The following is a 17,860-nucleotide window of genomic DNA, read 5'->3' as shown; positions in this document are numbered from 1 at the left end:
GGCAGTTGGCAGTTGGCAGTTGGCAGTTGGCAGTTGGCAGTTGGCAGTTGGCAGTTGGCAGTTGGCAGTTGGCAGTTGGCAGTTCAGTCTGACTCGCCCTCGCGCGCTGTCAACAGATTTCTGCTAACTGCCGACTGATTTACTGACCACTTAATTCAGCCATCTGACGACTGAGTACTGACAACTCCCCCTCCAACCTTGACCCAAAGCGCCAGTCATGGCCCAATAGCCTGACAATAAAAGCAACAAGATCACCTCCTTGCAGTCATTGATTTCGCACTTCCGTCAGTTCGGCAACCGCACCATGCTAAGTATTTTTCTATTTGGCATTGCCAGCGGTTTTCCCTGGGTGATGATTGGCTCGGTGTTATCGGCCTGGTTGAAAGACGCCGGGCTGACCCGCTCGGCCATAGGTTATTTCACCGCGGTTTTTGCCGTGTACTCGGTAAATTTTCTTTGGTCGCCGATGTTGGACAGGATAAAAGTACCGCTGCTCTGTCGCCGCTTAGGACAACGCCGGGGCTGGATCCTGGGTATGCAACTACTGATCGCTTTGTGTTGCCTGCTGTTGTCACAAATTGACCCGAACGCCAACCTGACCCTGGCCGGCCTGGCAGCACTGATGATCGCTTTATGTTCGGCAACCCAGGATATTGCTATTGATGCCTATCGTATCGACAGTATCGATCCGCAGCATAATGAACAGCAATCCAGCGCAGCCGCCATGTCCACCTCGGGTTGGTGGACAGGTTATGCCTTACTTGGCGCTATCCCGTTTTTTATTGCCGACTTACCCGGCTGGCAGTGGCCCGATGTTTATCTGCTGCTGGGCGCGATCATGTTGTTACTGACGCTGGCTATCGGTGTGGCCAAAGAGCCACACTCTATTCGCGAGCAAGCCTATCAGGAAGCACAGTCCCGCTACCTGGCCGCGGTTTCGGCTAAAGGGCATCAGGCCTTACTGGTACTGATGGCCATGGGTCTGGCCGTTGTTTTATGCTTTACCGGGGTCTTCGGCCCGAGCTGGTTTAGCTATCAGAATGGCGTATTCAGCCTGTTGGTCATTTTACTGCTGGTATATGCCATCAGCGCCACCAGCCGGATGCTGAAAACACCACATCCAGTGGCAATGCAGCATAGCGGTCATGCCCAACGGGCCATGGCCTGGGTACTGGTTTCTATGGGCGAGCCCCTTCGGGACTTTTTCAATCGCAACGGTGTGCGCTTGGCACTGGCACTGATTTTGTTTGTGATGCTGTTTAAAATGGGTGAGGCGATACTGGGTCGCATGAGTATTGTGTTTTACAAGGAAGTGGGCTTCAGCAATTCCGATATCGCGGCCTATTCCAAGCTGTTGACCTGGGCAGTCACCATAGTGGCATCGGTAACGGGAAGCCTGATTAACCTGCGTATCGGCATTATAAAAGGCTTATTTGTGGGTGGCATTGCCATGGCCGCCAGTAACCTGCTGTTTGCCCTGATGGCATCGGTGGGCCCGGACAAAACCTTATTATTTATCACCATTGTAGTCGACGGTTTTACAGCAGCCTGGGGCACGGTAGCCTTTATGGCCTTTATCTCAGTGCTGTGTAACCGGGCATTTACCGCCAGCCAATATGCCTTACTGGCCAGCATAGGTACCTTCGGGCGTACTACGCTGGGCGCCTACAGCGGCCTGATAGTAGACAACCTGGGCGGTAACTGGCAGCTATTTTTCCTGCTGACTGCGCTGATGGTAGTACCCAGCCTGGTGCTGCTTTATCTGATACGTCATCGGGTCAGAGATCTGGCCGGACAACGGGCTTAACTTCAGGAGCGCGAAACGGTGTTAAGACACTTAGGTCTGGGTTTGAATTTGCTGGCGCTGGGGCTGTTCTTTCCTGGCATTCTGCTACCCATGTTTGCCTTAAAAACCGAGATGAATGCCTGGTTTGGTCAGGGCCGGTTAGGGGCCTCCCTGGTAGACAAAGAATTATCTATTATGCAGACAGTAGAAGAACTTTGGCAGGACCAGAGGTTACTGGTCGCCGCACTGATATTTGTGTTCTCGGTACTGATACCGTTGCTGAAAACCATAATGGTAGGCCTGGCTTGGTATTGGCACAAACTGCAAAAAGGCAAACGACTGGCCACCTGGGTGGCTGCCATAGGCAAATGGTCAATGGCCGATGTGTTTGTAGTGGCGATTTTTCTGGCCATGCTGTCCACCAATCATGCCGAAACCACAACCCGGCAAAGCCTGAATATGTTCGGCTTACGCCTGGATTTTGATATCAGCAGTGCCACACAGTCAATGCTGGGCGATGGATTTTACTACTTTGTTGGCTATTGTCTGCTGTCATTGGCCGCCAGCCAACTGCTGCAATATGGCCTGAAAACTCAGTCTGCACCTGCCCAGAAATAGCAGCGCGCAGGTAACCCCATCATATTAAAATGCAGCGCTTCAGCCACTTGCCCGTCGGCCGCAGCACAGCAAAAATGCAAAGGCAGCAGATGTTCTTCACGGGGGTGGCAGAATCTGGCATTAGGTGCCTGTTGCCACTGTGTCAGCGCAGCAAACCGTTGGCTCTGACTTAAGCCCGGATCAGTAATCTGTATGTCAAGCCAGTCATGAAATTGCATGCACTTTTCCACTACACTGGCGGTTTTCACCCCCATTACTGCCGACAAATTATGGAACGTATATCCAGAGCCCATTAACAATATCCCCTGTTGCCTGAGCCGCTGTAGTGCCTGTCCCAACTGCAAATGCTCCGCTGCATCCAGACCTCTTTTTAATGAAAGTTGCACCACAGGTACATCCGCGTCGGGAAACAACAACAGCATGGGTACAAATACACCGTGATCAACTCCCCGATGCAACTCAAGATGGGCTTCCAGGCCATGCTCCTGCAGTAATGCCTTAGTTTTCAAGGCTAAATCGGGCGCTCCGGGCGCAGGATAGCGGTACTGATAGGTTTCAGGTGGAAAACCATAGTAGTCAAATACCAGTCCCGGTGACGCGGTCGCTGTTAATGTAAATTGTGGCTCTTCCCAATGCGCACTAACCAACAGAATGGCTGCAGGCTTTGTCAGCCTTCCCTTCAGGCTGGCAAAGACGTCCAGCATTTCCAGGTGACTTTTATCGCCAAGCAGCGGCAATGGCCCGCCACCATGTGACAAAAACACAACAGGTTGTATTACAGACATACTAAGCCCTTCCCAGCGTCAAGTTATGTTGACCATTGTGCGCTTTTATTCAGAAATGCCAACCTGGACAATTAAAAACCAAAACATATAATAATCAATGCTTATTATATGCAGAGGTAACTATGTCATCTCCCCATAACAATCTTGGCTTCCTTATCGCAGATGTTTCCAGGCTGATGAGGAGACTGTTTCAGCAACGTCTGCAAAACAGTTCACTGACCCTGGCACAGGCCAGAGCACTGTTTTACGTATCCCGTTTTGAAGGTGTCAGACAAGTCGATCTGGCTGATGCCCTTGAAATTCAGCCAATGACCATGGCAAGACTGCTCGATCAGTTAGCGGATAACCGGCTTATTGAGCGGGTGCCTGACCCCAGGGATAGACGGGCCTATCAGATTCGGCTTACCGAGGCAGCTGCGCCGCATCTTGCGCAGATTCAACAGGTCGCAGAACAGATACGTGACGAGATGCTGGCCGATCTAAATGACGAGCAAGCCCGGCATTTCATCCAGACTCTGGACGGGATACGTAACAAACTGCTCCGTTGCTGAGCAGACCTTGTTAGATGCAGAAGAGAATCAACTGAGAATATCTAATCATGTGTAGCCGTCGTATCAATGGGGTAGCAGCCAGGGACACTAAGACAGGCTAACTTTGAGTACAGGTGCGGTTACGGCCGCCATCTTTAGCCAGATAAAGGGCCCGATCCGCATGCTCTACCCAGGCAATATGGTTTTTGAAGGACGTGTTGAACTGACAAACCCCCAGGCTCACAGTAAACGGAATGCTGTGGCCTTCATATTGAACAGGCTGCAATTGCACTTGCTCACGGATCCGCTCAGCCACCTGCCCGGCTTCCTCTGCACAGGTATCAGGTAACACCAAAGCAAACTCCTCCCCGCCGTAACGGCCACATACATCGGTTTCCCTGACGGTGTGGCGAACGATACGCGACAGGGAGCGAATCACCTGATCACCAGCGGGATGACCATAAGTGTCATTAATACTTTTGAAATAATCGATATCCAGCAGGATGACAGAAGACGAACCGCGTTTACGCATACAACGTTTGAATTCCAGCTCACAGGACTCTTCCCAGTAACGACGGTTATACAGGCCGGTCAGACCGTCTATGCGGCTGAGTTTACGCAGTTGTTCATTGGCCGAGGCCAGACGCTGCTTGCTCACCACTTCGTCGGTGACGTCGTACACCACTACGCACAGATGCTCTACCTCACCACTGCGAGAGGCCAGGGGGAACAGCGTGATATTCTGATACATTAAGTCACTGGCACTGGTTACCGGACGATAACTGGTAAACCTGAACAGATAGGGACGCTGTTCCCAGATCACAAAAGCAGGACTTTTCAGGGTGAATACCGGCTCAGTTTTCTGACGAAACCAGTCCTGATCGATTTCGGCGAAATGGTCAAACAAGGATTGCTGTTCGATATCTGCAGGATGAATACCGCTGTGGTTATGCATAAATTCATTCCAGACTTTGACCCGAAAGTCCCTGTCTATCACTACAATACCAACCTCGATGGAATCCAGCAGATCCAGTTTCCAGTGCAGGTCCTCCATTTGCTGGCCGTTTGAAGGGTCCATCAGGCCTCCGCGTTTAACAGCATAAGTTTGTCGAACATGGCATCCATGGCATCCTGCGGAAATAACAGCAATAAATCAAAATGCACATTGTGACTGTCGATAGAATAACCGATCTCAATGGCCACCACCTGATTCCAGCGCGAAACATTACTCTTCAGCAACTGTTCAAGATCGCAATGACGGCCAAGAATAATCGGGTGATTCTGGCTGAAGCTGACATCTAATTGGCTGGACAGGCCGTTTAGGCAAGCACCGATAAGAATATTGGACAAGTCCATCAGCGCTTCAATTTCCAGCTGTTCGGATAACTGCTGGCTCTTATATTTCAACAGACGCACCAGATTGCCAAAATCGGTATCGTTGAAGATCACCAGCGCTTCACCTTTGATACCGGCACTGACAAAACCCTGAGATACCGCAGATACATAGCTGTTGTGCTGAATCTCAGCAATTGCCATACTCAGCTCACTGCTGGCAATCTGGTTAACATTGGGAATCGGCAAATGAATAAATTCACCAAGCACCTGCGCCAGTTTGTCACCAGCCTGCCCCATCGCAACATTAATTAGCTCGCGGTAAATATCCAGCCGATCCTGCAGTTCATCGTCATCTTCCTGCGGCAGCTCCCGGCCAATGGCGTTACCGTCATACAAACCAAACTGTTGCAACAGACTGGTGAGCTTCTGGCTATTTACTGGCTTAGCAATAAAGTCCAGTGCACCTAACTGCAGCATACGGGTGCGCGCTTCATGTTGTACATCGCCTGAAACAACAATGACCATGGTCTGCAGGTCTTCATCTCGAATGGCCTGCATAGCCTGATAGCCGTCGAGTACCGGCATATTCAGATCAAGAAAGGTGACATCGAAACGGCCCTGGCGGATCAGATCCAAAGCTTGCTGGCCATCTTCTGCGAATTGAATCTCCACATCCCAATGCTTGGGGATAGCCCGGGCCAACTGGCGGCGGGCAAACTTGGAGTCATCGCAAATCAGGACCTTAATTGCCATAAGCTTAAATGGCCACCGGCGCTTTAATATGCGGATGGGCCTGATAGTTAATCAGTTCGAAGTCCTCAAAGCGAAAGGCGAAGATATCCCGTACCTGTGGGTTGATCTTCATCTGTGGCATTGGATAGGGCTCACGAGCCAATTGCGTATTAGCCTGTTCGAGATGGTTTAGATACAGGTGAGCATCACCAAAGGTATGCACAAAATCCCCGGGTTGTAATCCACACACCTGCGCCACCATCAGTGTTAACAAGGCATAACTCGCTATATTGAAGGGCACGCCGAGAAAGATGTCGCCGCTGCGCTGGTAAAGCTGGCAGCTCAGTTTGCCGTCCAGCACATAAAACTGGAACAGGGTATGACAAGGCGGCAAAGCCTGACGTCCCATGGCGGCATTGTCTTTGGGGGAATAACGGGTATCTGGCAATACTGCCGGATTCCAGGCGCTGACAATCAAACGCCGCGAGTCCGGGTTGGTTTTAATCTGCTGAATAACCTCGCTGATCTGATCAATCACCTGACCATCGGCCCCTTGCCAACTGCGCCATTGCTGGCCGTATACCGGCCCCAGCTCGCCGTCATCTGTGGCCCACTCGTCCCAGATACTCACGTTGTTTTCCTGCAAATAAGCAATATTGGTTTCCCCTTTGAGAAACCATAACAGTTCATGAATAATCGAACGCAAATGGCATTTCTTGGTGGTCACTAACGGGAAGCCATCAGCCAGATTGAAGCGCATCTGATAACCAAACAAACTCAATGTGCCGGTGCCAGTGCGATCTTCCTTTTTGACGCCATTTTCCAGAACATGACGCATCAGGCTCAGATATTGTTTCATGCCTGTCGCCCCTCCACCTGTTGGCGCCCAGCCCTGACAATCAGAATCAGGCCAATCAGGATCATGGGGATACACAAAAGTTGCCCTTGTGACACGGCACCGCTGTATAAACCAATGTGCGCATCCGGTTCACGGAAAAACTCAACGATAAAACGAAATGCGCCATACCCTGCCAGGAACATACCCGACACTGCACCAACCGGACGGGACTTGCCGCTATACCACCACAAAATAGCAAACAACAGTGCCCCTTCAAGGAAAAATTCGTACAGCTGTGAAGGGTGGCGGGGCAAGGGTCCGGCACCAGGGAATAACACGGCCCAGGGCACATCGGTGGTACGTCCCCACAATTCAGCATTTATAAAGTTACCTATGCGCCCGGCCCCCAGACCAATAGGTACCAGAGGGGCAATAAAGTCCCCTACCTGCAGCAAACTGGAGCCATTCTTTTTAGCAAACCACCATAGCGCAACGACAACCCCTAGCAGACCACCGTGAAAAGACATGCCCCCGGTCCAGATTTTGAACAGGTAAAGGGGTTCTTGCAGAAAATGCTCGAACTGGTAGAAAAACACATAGCCGATGCGCCCGCCCAGAATCACACCGAGAAAACCGTAAAACATCAGGTCGCTAAGTTGCTCACGGCTCCAGTGCGTTCGGTGCAGGCGTTTACCGGCTAAAAACCAGGCCGCCACAAATCCCACCAGATACATCAGCCCATACCAGCGCAGGCTTACCGGACCGACACTGAAGATGACGGGATCGATCTCGGGGAAAGTAAAATACTCTGTCATTTAACAAATCCAATTGGAAACATCTTAAAAAATCCAAATATCCAAAGCACAGGGACACCAATGCATGCACTGAATCATCCCTGACATAGAAAGTCGTCAGGCTGTTCAGTTCAAAAACATGTGCAAGCTTACTAGAACCAGGAAGCCAGCAAAAATTTTCTTTAGTATGGGGATAGGCAACTTATGTCCCCACTTTGCGCCCTGGTTGGCAGCCAGCATAGAAGTACTGACAATAGCGGCAGTAGCAGGCAAATAAATAAACCCCAGGCTGAAGGTTGGTAATCCGGGTTCCAGCCACCCGGCGTGAACAAAACTGGCGCTGCCAAACAAGGCAATCACCATACCGCATGCCGCCGCACAACCAATGGCGGTTTTCATCGCCACCCTGAACCAAACCAGAGCGGGGACCAACAGGGCGCCACCACCAATGCCAAGCAGAGACGAGAAACCACCAACGCCCAGGCCGATGCCCACCAGCTTACCGCGGCTCAGTGAACTTTGCGTGACGCGATTCTTACCAAAGGCCATGCGAAAAGCCAGCAACAACATCAAACCGGCAAACACCTGTTTCAACAAGTCAGCCGGCATCATCGCGGCAAATTGTGCGCCAGCGGCGGCCCCCACAGCAATACCAATAGAGCAGGTGAGAAACACCCGCATATCCAGATTTCCCAACTTGTAATGGGTCAGAAAAGACGAAAACCCGGTAAAAATAATGGTCGACAGTGACGTTGCCACCGCCATTGGCATCACAATATCGAGGGGCAGGGATAACTGCGACTGCAACAGATACACCAAAGTCGGTACGATAATCAGCCCACCACCTATGCCCAACAGACCAGCCAGCACACCTGCGACACACCCCAGCACCATACAGCTGAGAATCAAAAACAACAAAGGGTCCAAACGCTATACCTCATTTTGCCAAGAGCTTGGCAACTGCACTATTTTCCGGCCCGCACCAGTCCACCCAGGCCCAGGGTTTCCAAATGACGATTGATACGATCGCGAACCTGGTGGGGATGCTCCAGATCCAGTACTTCTTCCAGCAACAATTCAGCATCGGCCATGCTCAGGGTACGGATCACCCACTTGACTTTGGCCAGGTTAAAACTGTTCATACTCAGCTTACGGTAACCCATCGCCAACAACAGTATTGCGCCGCCCGGCTCACCAGCCAGTTCTCCACAAAGGGTGACCGGTTTATTCAGCTTTGAGGCTTCTTCAACAATCAGCTTCAGCGCCTTGAGCACGGCAGGATGGTAAGAATCATACAGGCCAGACACCCTGGCATTATTGCGATCCACCGCCAGTAAATATTGGGTCAGATCGTTGCTGCCAATGGAAAAGAAATCCACCTTGGCCGCCAGTTGCGGTAATTGATAAATTACGGCCGGTACCTCCAGCATCACCCCGACTTCGGGCATACTCAAAGTTTGACCGTCCAACTGCGCTTCTTCTGCGACCTCATAGTAAGCTTGTCTAATCAGGCGCTTAGATTCATTAACTTCATTGATAGTGCTGATCATGGGCAACATGATCTTGAGGTTGTCCAAGCCCAGACTGGCGCGCAACATGGCCCTGACCTGCACAAGAAAAATTTCGGGATGATCCAGTGTCATGCGGATCCCACGCCAGCCAAGGAAAGGATTTTCCTCCGTGACCGGGAAATAGGGTAAAGGTTTATCTCCCCCCACATCCAGAGTGCGCATGGTAATGTTTTTGGCCGGATTGATGCTCAGCACACTGCGATAGAGCTTGCATTGTTCCTGTTCAGACGGGAATCGCTCACGCATCATAAAAGGCACTTCGGTGCGGTACAGCCCCACCCCGTCACCGACTTCGCTATGGATCCCTTCCAGCTCGGCGGATAAGCCTGCGTTGATCAACAGTTCAACTCTGTGACCGTCACGGGTTTCAGCCGGCAGATCAGCCTGTTCCTGCAGCAGGCCGTAGAGCTCACGCTCTTCGTTAATGAGCTGCTGAAATTCCTGACGAATAGCCTGACTGGGCGACACAATCACTTCGCCGGAGTAACCGTCTAATAAAATGTCTTTGCCACTTAATAGCGACAGCGGAATATCTGTCACCCCCATCACGGCAGGTAAACCCATGGCCCTGGCCAGAATGGCGGCGTGACTGTTGTTGGAGCCCCGCATGGAAATGATGCCCTGCAGCTTGCCATGGGGGAATTCAGCCAACATGGATGCACTGACTTCTTCGGCCACCAGAATCGCCTGGTCCGGCACGGGTCTTTGTTCCTGATTGGTTTTAAGCAGATGACCTAATACACGATTACCCAGATCTTCCACATCCACGGCCCGTTCCTGCATATAAGGATCGTCCATGGAGCGAAACTGGTTGATGTAGCTTTCCACCACCATTTTCAGTGAAGAGGCAGCGTCCCAGCCTGACTGAACCTTAGCCTCCACTTCATGGCCCAGGCTGTTGGCATCCAATAGGTGCTGGTAAAGGTGAAATATAGCCAGCACGTCATCCGGCACCCTGCCCTGCATTTTGTCAGACAGCTTTTGCACTTCATCGCGGGTAAGACGCACCGCTTCACGGTATCTGGCTATCTGATCGGTAGCATCGGCATTGCGCCTGAGCATCAGCCCACGCAAATTGAACTTAATATTGGGAATGTGCCCAACACCAATGGCCAGACCGTTGGAGCCAGGTACGCCGCGCAGAGACTTTTGCCATGTTTGCCTGGTTAGCTCATCACTGAGATTCAACGCGCCGCGGGCTTCGGCATGGGCAATTTCCAATGCCATTTGCGCCGCCAGAGTGACCAGGAAGGCCTCTTCGTCTTCACTGAACTTGCGTTTACGCTTCTGCTGAATGGTCATCACCCCCAGCACTTTACGCTGGTGAATAATGGGCGTGCCCAGGAAGGCGTGGTATTTTTCTTCCTTAACCTCGGGGTAATGTTTAAACCTCGGGTGGCTCTGTGCATCTTCGATATTGATGGGTTCTTCGCGCTGACCTATCAAACCAATCAGGCCTTCAGAAAAACCGATCGCCACCTGGCCGATGGCCTCCTTGGACAAGCCTTCGGTCGCCATCAGCATAAAGTGCTGCTGCTCGTAATTAGCCAGATAGATTGAGCAGCAGTCCACCTTCATGGTGTCCTGCAATCGTCTGGCTAAGAAGGTAAGGGCATCATCCAGAATCGGAATCTGGTTCACTTCCTGAACGATGCGCTTGAGCTGCGTCAGCACGGATTAATTTCTCCTTCTACGCTTTGGCTTATTGGCCAAGGGCGGACGACCTTGCACTGGCATCGCAACAGGCAGAAATTCCTTCATCACCCGCCGATAGACGTCACGTTTAAATGACACCACATTACGAATCGGATACCAGTAACTGACCCAACGCCAGTCGTCAAATTCCGGGTGCCCCGAATGCAGAAGATTCACATCTTCTTCCTTACAGGTCAGCCGTAACAGAAACCACTTCTGTTTTTGCCCGATACAGACCGGCTCGCTACCTTGTCTGATCAACCTCTTTGGCAATTTGTATCTTACCCAGTTCTTGGTAACCCCAAGAATTTCCACGTCCTGGGGCTTCAGTCCCACTTCCTCATGGAGCTCCCGATACATCGCCTGCTCGGCAGTTTCCCCCTGATCAATTCCGCCTTGTGGAAACTGCCATGAATGTTGGCCGTAGCGCCTTGCCCAAAATACCTGCCCGATTCTGTTGCAAATCACTATGCCCACATTCGCGCGGAATCCTTCGGCATCAATCACTTAGACTCCCGGGCATTAGTTCTTTTCTAGTACCGCATTCTTCCATAAACTATGGAGGTTTCAAAGCTCCCAGAAAGATTAATTACAATAGGCGACAAAGCCAGGAGCAAAATACCTTTAACCTGCAGTGGAACCCGGGATGAGAAGTACACATTGGAATCTGATATTTGCCGGTAGCAGCCTGTTCTATTTGTTCAGTCTGGCTTATCGCCCTTACCCTATGGATTTCCTGTTCAAGGCTCTGCCCATACTGTGGCTAATGCTGCTGGTACTGAGAAATGCCACCAGCAATAAATACCTGCTTTTGCTTGCCCTGGCTTTTTCTGCCACCGGCGATATTTTTCTGGCCCTCCCCATTAAACATAGCTTCGAACTGGGATTGGGTGCTTTTCTGCTGGCGCAGTTAACCTATGCCACTAACTTCTGGCGTTTTCGTCATTGGCAGCCCTGGAAGCTGTGGCCACTGCTGGCCGTATTGTTGTTTGCAGTACTGATGCTGTGGCAATTGCTACCTAAACTGGATGCGATGCGGTTGCCTGTTCTGGCCTATATGCTGGTAATCTGCAGTATGGCGACCATGGCGGTCCTGGCTAACCGCTTTGGACACTGGTTACTGTTTGGTGCTGCCAGCTTTTTGGTGTCAGACGCGCTATTGGCCTGGAACCTGTTTATTCAACCTTTCCCATTTTCAGCCTATGCCGTCATGCTAACCTATTACCTTGCTCAGCTGTGCCTGGTGAATGGCGCATTGAAGATTGCGCCGATGGCCGATGAAGGACGCCATGCACCCCGCTAGTCATGCTCCGCACAGTATACAAGAACTGCTTGAACGGGCCCGCACACTAGCGGGATACAGCCTCGGGGAGCTAGCCGATATGGCCGGTTTGCACACCCCGGCCGATTTGCGCAGACACAAAGGCTGGAGCGGCCAGTTGCTGGAAACCTGGCTCGGGGCGCAGGCCGGCTCGAAGCCAGAGCAGGATTTCCCTGAACTTGGTGTGGAGCTTAAAACGCTGCCCATTGACAGCTTAGGCAAGCCATTGGAAACCACATATGTGTGCTATGCGCCCCTTACCGGCATTGCTGGATTAAGCTGGGAGCAGTCCAACGTCAAAAATAAGTTGTCCTGCGTATGCTGGGTGCCTATTGAAGCCAGCCGCGACATTCCACCAGCACAGCGCCGCGTCGCCAACGCCTTCTTATGGCGGCCAGACGCACAACAAGAACAGGCGCTACGCCAGGATTGGGAAGAAATCATGGAAATGATCGCGCTGGGTCAGGTGGAAAGCATTACCGCCCGCCATGGCGAAGTTATGCAACTTCGCCCCAAAGCAGCGGATGGCAGCGCATTGACCCAGGCAGTAGGTAAAGACGGGGGTTGGATACAGACCCGTCCCCGCGGCTTCTATCTAAAGAAACATTTTACCCAAGCGCTGTTACAGCAGGCTTTTGCCGATATCTGACGAGATATATGGCTGACTTTCAGCCTGCCAAAAGCGCATTGTATCTGCGCTGCATTTCCTCTGGGGCCACCTCTTCAATAGCATGGCCAATCAACCAACGATGGCCAAAAGGGTCGCGCACTACGCCAGACCGTTCACCATAGAATTCATCCCTGGCTTCCCGTTCAAGCGTCGCACCAGCGTCTAAAGCCCTGGCAATCATTTCATCGGCATTGTCGACGTGCAGATGAATACTTACCGGGGTCGCCCCCAACGAGGATGCTGAACGCAGCTCACATTCAGGAAATTCATCACTGAGCATAATGGTCATCCCGCCAAAATCCAGTTCTGCATGACCAATACGCCCGCCGGGCTCGGTCAGACGAAACTTTTCTTTTACAGCAAAAGCGTCCTGATAGAAGGCAATGGCAGCGGCGGCATCTGAAACACATAAGTAAGCAAACACTTCATGGATCTTCATAAACAGACTCCTGATTGTTTTTAAGTAGACGGTCTATACAGATTGGCAGATGGATGCACGTTGGTATTGAAAAAATTTGACCTCCAATGTCAGAGTAAAAATGCCATAGGCCTCTCATCTCTAATCCTTAACTCTATTTTCTGAACGGCATCTTCGCGGGTAAATGATTGGCTTCTGACGGCGGGTTACGCTGGTAGGTCAGTGGTGTTACCCCGGCAAAACAGAGAAAGTCGCGGTTAAAATGAGACTGATCACTGTAGCCCATGTCCATCGCCAAATGCGCCAGCGATGGAGCATTTGAACTACGCAGCATTTGCAATGCTTTTTGAAACCTGAGTATTTGCAGATAACGTTTAGGTGACAACCCGACCGACTGGCGAAAACGAGCGATAAAGTGCCGATGACTTAATCCACTGCGTTGCACCATTGCACCAACATTAGGCAAGTCCTGAAACGACGTCATAGCATTATCAACCGCCGTAGGTGCTTTTATATAGGATACGCGAGTCAACAATGCAGCTTCTAACAAATTAATCCGCTGATGCAGGCATTGCGCTGCACTCAATTGTTCGTACAGCCTGTTTGCAAGCTCTCCCAATAGATCAACCAGAGGAGTATGACGATGAGCCAGTTCATCGGCAGACACCCTGAACATAGCCGCAGCACCCGGCCGCAATACCGCACCAACGGCACTGGATGGGCTGCAAAACTGACGAATGTAATAACGGCTTCGCACCCCGCCCAGCATAGCCCGGTTAAAGCGTGTGACACTTTCAGGACGACCAGGTTCATATAGCCATAATGGGTTGTTGCTCAGACGAAACACCAGATTCATCTTGCCGCTGGGTAGCATAAACTCACAGCGACTCAAATCCGCGGATGTAGAATCTACCTCATCTGTAGCCCAAAACTCCTGTACGACACCAATAAGTGGCGTCGCAGGAGCTCGTCGAATCGTCATCTGGATTCCTGATGATAAAGGATTAGTCCAGCGTACGACGGTAACGCAAAATAGCCACAGTGCCTACCACCAGGATAAAAAGGGTGAGGGCCAAAAACTCCTGCTGCAATTCGGGCATGCCATTACCTTTTAGCATCACGCCGCGCACCATACGCAAAAAGTGCGTTAAGGGCAGCACTTCGCCAATACTTTGCGCCCACACAGGCATACCGCGAAACGGAAACATAAAACCAGACAACAAAATGGAAGGTAAAAAGAAGAAAAATGTCATCTGCATGGCCTGCATCTGACTGCGTGCTACGGTGGAAAAGGTAAAGCCCAGGCATAAATTGGCAAAAATAAATACCATCACCCCGGCCAACAACAGCCCTAAACTGCCGAAAAACGGTACATCAAACAGATATTTGGCCGCCGAGAGGATCACCAGGGTTTGCACCAGGCCGACCAGAATATAAGGGCAAATTTTACCCAGCATCATTTCATGGGGGCGGGTCGGCATCGCCAGCAGATTTTCCAGATTGCCCCGTTCACTTTCCCGGGTCATGGCCATAGAAGTGATCATCACACAGGTCATGGTTAAAATAACGCCAAGCAGTCCCGGCACAATATTGTATTGGGTAATGCCTTCAGGGTTGTAACGCTTGTGTACCACCACATCCACTTGTGGTGGTGGGCTGCGCAGGTATTGCAGTGGCCCTTTTAGCTCTGTGCCAAGGGCCTGATTGACGATTTCCCTGGCCTGACTGATGGCATTGGAGGCTGCGGCGGGATCAGAAGCATCGGCTTCAACCAATAGCTGCGGATGTTCACCCCGTATCAGGCGGCGGGTAAAACCTTCAGGGATATGGATAACAAAAGAAACCTCCCCTTTTGCCAGCCAATCACTACCTTGCTGTGGGCTGTCGGCACGGCGCAGCAACTGATAGTAACCCGATTGTTCAAACGCACTGAGTATCCGGCGCACCACCGGTGAGTTGTCTTCGGCATAAACGGCGGTCGGTAACGATTTAGGATCAGTATTGATGGCAAAGCCAAACAGGATTAACTGGATAATAGGTAACGCCAACATCATGGCGAACGTCATCCGGTCCCGGCGCATCTGTACCAGCTCTTTGGCCATAATGGCGTAAACCCGTCCTAAACTGGCAAATAGTTTCATCAGCCATGCTCCCTGGTGTCTTTACCGGCATCCTGCATCAGTGAAATAAAGGTGTCTTCCAGACTGGCCTGGATCTCCTGCCAGTTCACATCATCATTGGCGAAAGCCGCTATAGCCTTTTCAAGACTGACACGATCGCGACCGCTGACATGCAATGCCGCCCCAAAAAACGCCACATGCTCCACACCACTGACCCCTTTCAATTGCTCAGCCAGCAACCGTACGTTATGGCCCTTGCCCTGAAAGGTAATCAGTCCGGCTTTTTCAATCACGTCATCGACCTTTCCCTGGGTCAGAATATTGCCATGGGCCAGATAGACGATCTGGTCACAACGCTCGGCTTCATCCATATAGTGGGTAGAAACCAGCACCGTCATGCCCTGATTAGACAACTGGTGGATTTCATCCCAGAAATCCCGCCGGGCTTGGGGATCTACCCCAGCAGTAGGTTCGTCCAGTAACAGTAAATCGGGCTTGTGCATGGTTACGGCCGCCAGGGCCAGGCGTTGTTTCCAACCACCGGACAATGCACCGCTCAATTGCCCTTGCCGTTCGGTCAGGCCGAGTTTGTCCAGGGTGGTGTCCACCAATTTTTTGCGCCCGGATAAATTGTATAAGCGCGCTACGAATTCCAGGTTTTCACGAATGGTCAGATCTTCCCAGAAGGAAAACTTCTGGGTCATATAGCCGGTGGCGTCTTTGATTTTCCGCGCCTGACGGCGAATATCAAAACCCAGACAACGGCCCTCACCTGCTGAGGGTTCAAGCAGGCCGCAGATCATGCGGATAGTGGTGGTTTTTCCCGAGCCGTTGGGGCCAAGAAATCCCCATACCTGCCCTCTTGGCATTTGCAAGTCCACACCGCGCACCACGGCCTTGTTATTAAAACGTTTAACCAGACCGCTGACATCAATGGCCAGTTCGTTCATAGTGTCACATCCACGGGCAAACCTGCCGGAATACTGGTATCCGCAGGCAAATCGGCTTCCACCAGGAACATCAGCTTGTCGCGACTGTCTTTGCCGTAAAGCACCGGCGGAGTAAACTCAGCCTGTTTGGCCAAAAAACTGACTGTGGCTTTTAAACCCTGCGATTGCCCGTCTATGGCAACCTGGATGGATTGCCCCAACGCCAACTGGCTTAGTACCGCCACCGGCACATAAAAACGCACCTTAGATTGATTTGCCAATCGTAACGACAACACCGGAACACCGGCATTAACAAATTCACCCGGGCGATAAAATACCTCATCCACCCAGCCACTTTGCCCTGCCCGCACCTTACGTTGTTGCAAATTCCAGCGGCTGATAGCCTCGGCCTGAGCGGCTGCCTGTGCATCTGCCCGAGCCGCTTCCAATGCATCCGGTCTGGCCGCAAGTCCAGCTTCGGCCAGCTGTTCTTCAAGCTGTTTTAGCTGAGCAGACGCGACTTTTTGATTAGCAATGGCCTGATCCAGACTGGCCTGGGAACTAAGCTGCTGCTCTGCGGTTTGTTTCTGCCGGGTAACTTCCAGGTTAGCCAGTTCAAGCCTGGCCTGTGCTTCGGCAAGCTGCGCGCGGATCCGGTCCAGCACCTGTTGTCTGGCACCTTTTTGCATATCCTGCAAAAGCGCCTGTTTCTGCATCAGGGCATCCTGACTACGCTGAATTTCCAATTGCTCGCGCTCGGATTCCAGGGCAAACAGCGTCTGGCCAGGTTGCACCTGCCGGCCCTCTTGTACCGGTTGTTCAGTTAACCAACCGGATTGCGGGGCAGATATCAACAATTGCCGCACTTCCACATACCCGGTGTAATGCCCTGAATCCGACGACTGGCTGCACCCCGCCAATAGCAGCACTAACAAACACAGCGTCTTGTTCATCTTGCCTCCTTCACTTTCAGTGCCTTTAACAGCATGCTTTTATGGGTGGCAAACAAAGATCCCAGGTCCAGTTTTTGTTTGTCAGCCGGCTCAAACACTACGGTCCAGATCGCACTGAAAATCACCGGTGCAATCATCAGTCTGGCCACATTTTGCGGGTTGTCAGCTTCTATTTTACCGGCATCAACCCCACGCTGTACCAATAAGGTTAAAGCCGCCAATGCCCGTTCAATAACCTCCTGACGATAGCGGCGCACTACCTCCGGAAAAGCGAAGGCATCGCCAATCAAGACTTTGGCAATCATCGGCAATTTGGAATCACGGATCATCAATGGCAGCGCGTTCACCAGCCTGTCCAGAGCCAACTCAAAGTCCCCAACCTCCTGCATAATGCTTTCCAGCATTTCGACCCGCGGAATGGCTACGGTGGAGACAATCTCCATAAACAACTCTTCCTTGGAATCGAAATACAGATACAGCGTGCCTTTAGAGACCCCGGCACTGCGGGCGATGTTTTCCATCTTGGCAAAGCTGAAACCCCGTTCAAAAAATTCCTGTAGTCCCGCCTCTAAGAACTGGCTACGGCGTAAATCTTTTGCGGCATCGGTATTGGCGCGTCGCATGCTCACCTTTAATAACTGACCGGTCAGTTATTTATTTAAGCAGAACAAGCCAGTAACAGGCAAGGACAATTTTTCATCAGGATACAGCAGGCTGCATACACAAGATTTTACAATCTGAAAATTGACTGTTTCCATGGGTTTC

19 protein-coding genes are annotated in these 17,860 nt (G+C 51.5%); 5 read left to right on the top strand and 14 right to left on the bottom strand.

What is annotated here, in order from left to right; all coding sequences use genetic code 11:
* Positions 1-304: 304 nt before the first annotated feature.
* Together CSR04_RS20030 and CSR04_RS20025 are read left to right on the top strand one after the other, a co-directional pair.
* Positions 305-1,807 (top strand): AmpG family muropeptide MFS transporter, encoded by a 1,503-nt coding sequence (locus CSR04_RS20030; protein WP_102798118.1) that lies wholly within the window; start codon positions 305-307, stop codon positions 1,805-1,807.
* Positions 1,808-1,825: 18 nt separating this feature from the next.
* Positions 1,826-2,404 (top strand): paraquat-inducible protein A, encoded by a 579-nt coding sequence (locus tag CSR04_RS20025; protein WP_172449439.1) that lies wholly within the window; start codon positions 1,826-1,828, stop codon positions 2,402-2,404.
* Here the strand turns inward: CSR04_RS20025 and CSR04_RS20020 are convergent.
* Positions 2,380-3,189 (bottom strand): DODA-type extradiol aromatic ring-opening family dioxygenase, encoded by an 810-nt coding sequence (locus CSR04_RS20020; RefSeq protein WP_102798104.1) that lies wholly within the window; start codon positions 3,187-3,189, stop codon positions 2,380-2,382. The two genes, CSR04_RS20025 and CSR04_RS20020, sit on opposite strands and share 25 nt — an antisense overlap.
* Positions 3,190-3,365: 176 nt before the next feature.
* Between CSR04_RS20020 and CSR04_RS20015 the strand changes: the two genes are divergently transcribed.
* Entirely contained in the window at positions 3,366-3,740 is a 375-nt protein-coding gene (locus tag CSR04_RS20015) for a MarR family winged helix-turn-helix transcriptional regulator (protein ID WP_245921777.1), read from the top strand.
* Between the two features lie 97 nt (positions 3,741-3,837).
* On the opposite strand, the gene CSR04_RS20010 is transcribed toward CSR04_RS20015, so the two are convergent.
* The 7 genes from CSR04_RS20010 to rppH form a co-directional block, all read right to left on the bottom strand.
* On the bottom strand, positions 3,838-4,797 hold the full coding sequence (locus CSR04_RS20010) for a sensor domain-containing diguanylate cyclase (RefSeq protein WP_102798102.1): 960 nt from the start codon (positions 4,795-4,797) through the stop codon (positions 3,838-3,840).
* Positions 4,797-5,807 (bottom strand): response regulator, encoded by a 1,011-nt coding sequence (locus CSR04_RS20005; RefSeq protein ID WP_102798101.1) that lies wholly within the window; start codon positions 5,805-5,807, stop codon positions 4,797-4,799. Before CSR04_RS20005 ends, CSR04_RS20010 begins: the two co-directional genes overlap by 1 nt.
* A 4-nt stretch (positions 5,808-5,811) precedes the next feature.
* Entirely contained in the window at positions 5,812-6,645 is an 834-nt protein-coding gene (locus tag CSR04_RS20000) for a thymidylate synthase (RefSeq protein ID WP_102798100.1), read from the bottom strand.
* On the bottom strand, positions 6,642-7,439 hold the full coding sequence (lgt, locus tag CSR04_RS19995) for a prolipoprotein diacylglyceryl transferase (protein ID WP_102798099.1): 798 nt from the start codon (positions 7,437-7,439) through the stop codon (positions 6,642-6,644). Before lgt ends, CSR04_RS20000 begins: the two co-directional genes overlap by 4 nt.
* Before the next feature lie 105 nt (positions 7,440-7,544).
* Positions 7,545-8,345, bottom strand: coding sequence for a sulfite exporter TauE/SafE family protein (locus CSR04_RS19990; protein ID WP_102798098.1), 801 nt, complete (start codon positions 8,343-8,345; stop codon positions 7,545-7,547).
* 38 nt (positions 8,346-8,383) lie between these two features.
* Positions 8,384-10,663 carry a phosphoenolpyruvate--protein phosphotransferase gene (gene ptsP / locus CSR04_RS19985; protein ID WP_102798097.1) on the bottom strand — a complete coding sequence of 760 codons (2,280 nt, stop codon included), beginning with the start codon at positions 10,661-10,663 and terminating at the stop codon, positions 8,384-8,386.
* Between the two features lie 3 nt (positions 10,664-10,666).
* Entirely contained in the window at positions 10,667-11,191 is a 525-nt protein-coding gene (gene rppH / locus CSR04_RS19980; RefSeq protein ID WP_102798096.1) for an RNA pyrophosphohydrolase, read from the bottom strand.
* Between the two features lie 139 nt (positions 11,192-11,330).
* On the opposite strand from rppH, the gene CSR04_RS19975 reads away from it, so the two are divergent.
* On the top strand, positions 11,331-11,987 hold the full coding sequence (locus tag CSR04_RS19975; protein WP_102798095.1) for a lysoplasmalogenase: 657 nt from the start codon (positions 11,331-11,333) through the stop codon (positions 11,985-11,987).
* A complete protein-coding gene (mutH, locus tag CSR04_RS19970; protein ID WP_102798116.1) occupies positions 11,974-12,654 on the top strand; it encodes a DNA mismatch repair endonuclease MutH in 681 nt (226 codons plus the stop codon). Before CSR04_RS19975 ends, mutH begins: the two co-directional genes overlap by 14 nt.
* A 19-nt stretch (positions 12,655-12,673) precedes the next feature.
* On the opposite strand, the gene CSR04_RS19965 is transcribed toward mutH, so the two are convergent.
* The 6 genes from CSR04_RS19965 to CSR04_RS19940 form a co-directional block, all read right to left on the bottom strand.
* Entirely contained in the window at positions 12,674-13,114 is a 441-nt protein-coding gene (locus CSR04_RS19965; protein WP_102798094.1) for a VOC family protein, read from the bottom strand.
* 133 nt (positions 13,115-13,247) lie between these two features.
* Positions 13,248-14,075: a helix-turn-helix domain-containing protein gene (locus CSR04_RS19960; protein WP_102798093.1), complete on the bottom strand. Its 828-nt coding sequence runs from the start codon at positions 14,073-14,075 to the stop codon at positions 13,248-13,250.
* 22 nt (positions 14,076-14,097) lie between these two features.
* Positions 14,098-15,234 carry an ABC transporter permease gene (locus CSR04_RS19955; RefSeq protein WP_216362600.1) on the bottom strand — a complete coding sequence of 379 codons (1,137 nt, stop codon included), beginning with the start codon at positions 15,232-15,234 and terminating at the stop codon, positions 14,098-14,100.
* On the bottom strand, positions 15,234-16,163 hold the full coding sequence (locus tag CSR04_RS19950) for an ABC transporter ATP-binding protein (RefSeq protein WP_102798092.1): 930 nt from the start codon (positions 16,161-16,163) through the stop codon (positions 15,234-15,236). The genes CSR04_RS19955 and CSR04_RS19950 overlap by 1 nt, the downstream gene beginning before the upstream one ends.
* A complete protein-coding gene (locus tag CSR04_RS19945; RefSeq protein WP_102798091.1) occupies positions 16,160-17,095 on the bottom strand; it encodes an HlyD family secretion protein in 936 nt (311 codons plus the stop codon). Before CSR04_RS19945 ends, CSR04_RS19950 begins: the two co-directional genes overlap by 4 nt.
* Positions 17,092-17,718 carry a TetR/AcrR family transcriptional regulator gene (locus CSR04_RS19940; RefSeq protein ID WP_102798090.1) on the bottom strand — a complete coding sequence of 209 codons (627 nt, stop codon included), beginning with the start codon at positions 17,716-17,718 and terminating at the stop codon, positions 17,092-17,094. The genes CSR04_RS19945 and CSR04_RS19940 overlap by 4 nt, the downstream gene beginning before the upstream one ends.
* Positions 17,719-17,860 lie beyond the last annotated feature (142 nt).

The sequence above is a fragment of the Bowmanella denitrificans genome (assembly GCF_002887595.1).
GTDB classification, from domain to species: domain Bacteria; phylum Pseudomonadota; class Gammaproteobacteria; order Enterobacterales; family Alteromonadaceae; genus Bowmanella; species Bowmanella denitrificans.
Note: the sequence above shows the minus strand (reverse complement) of the source record. Positions and strands in the feature narration are given on the sequence as shown.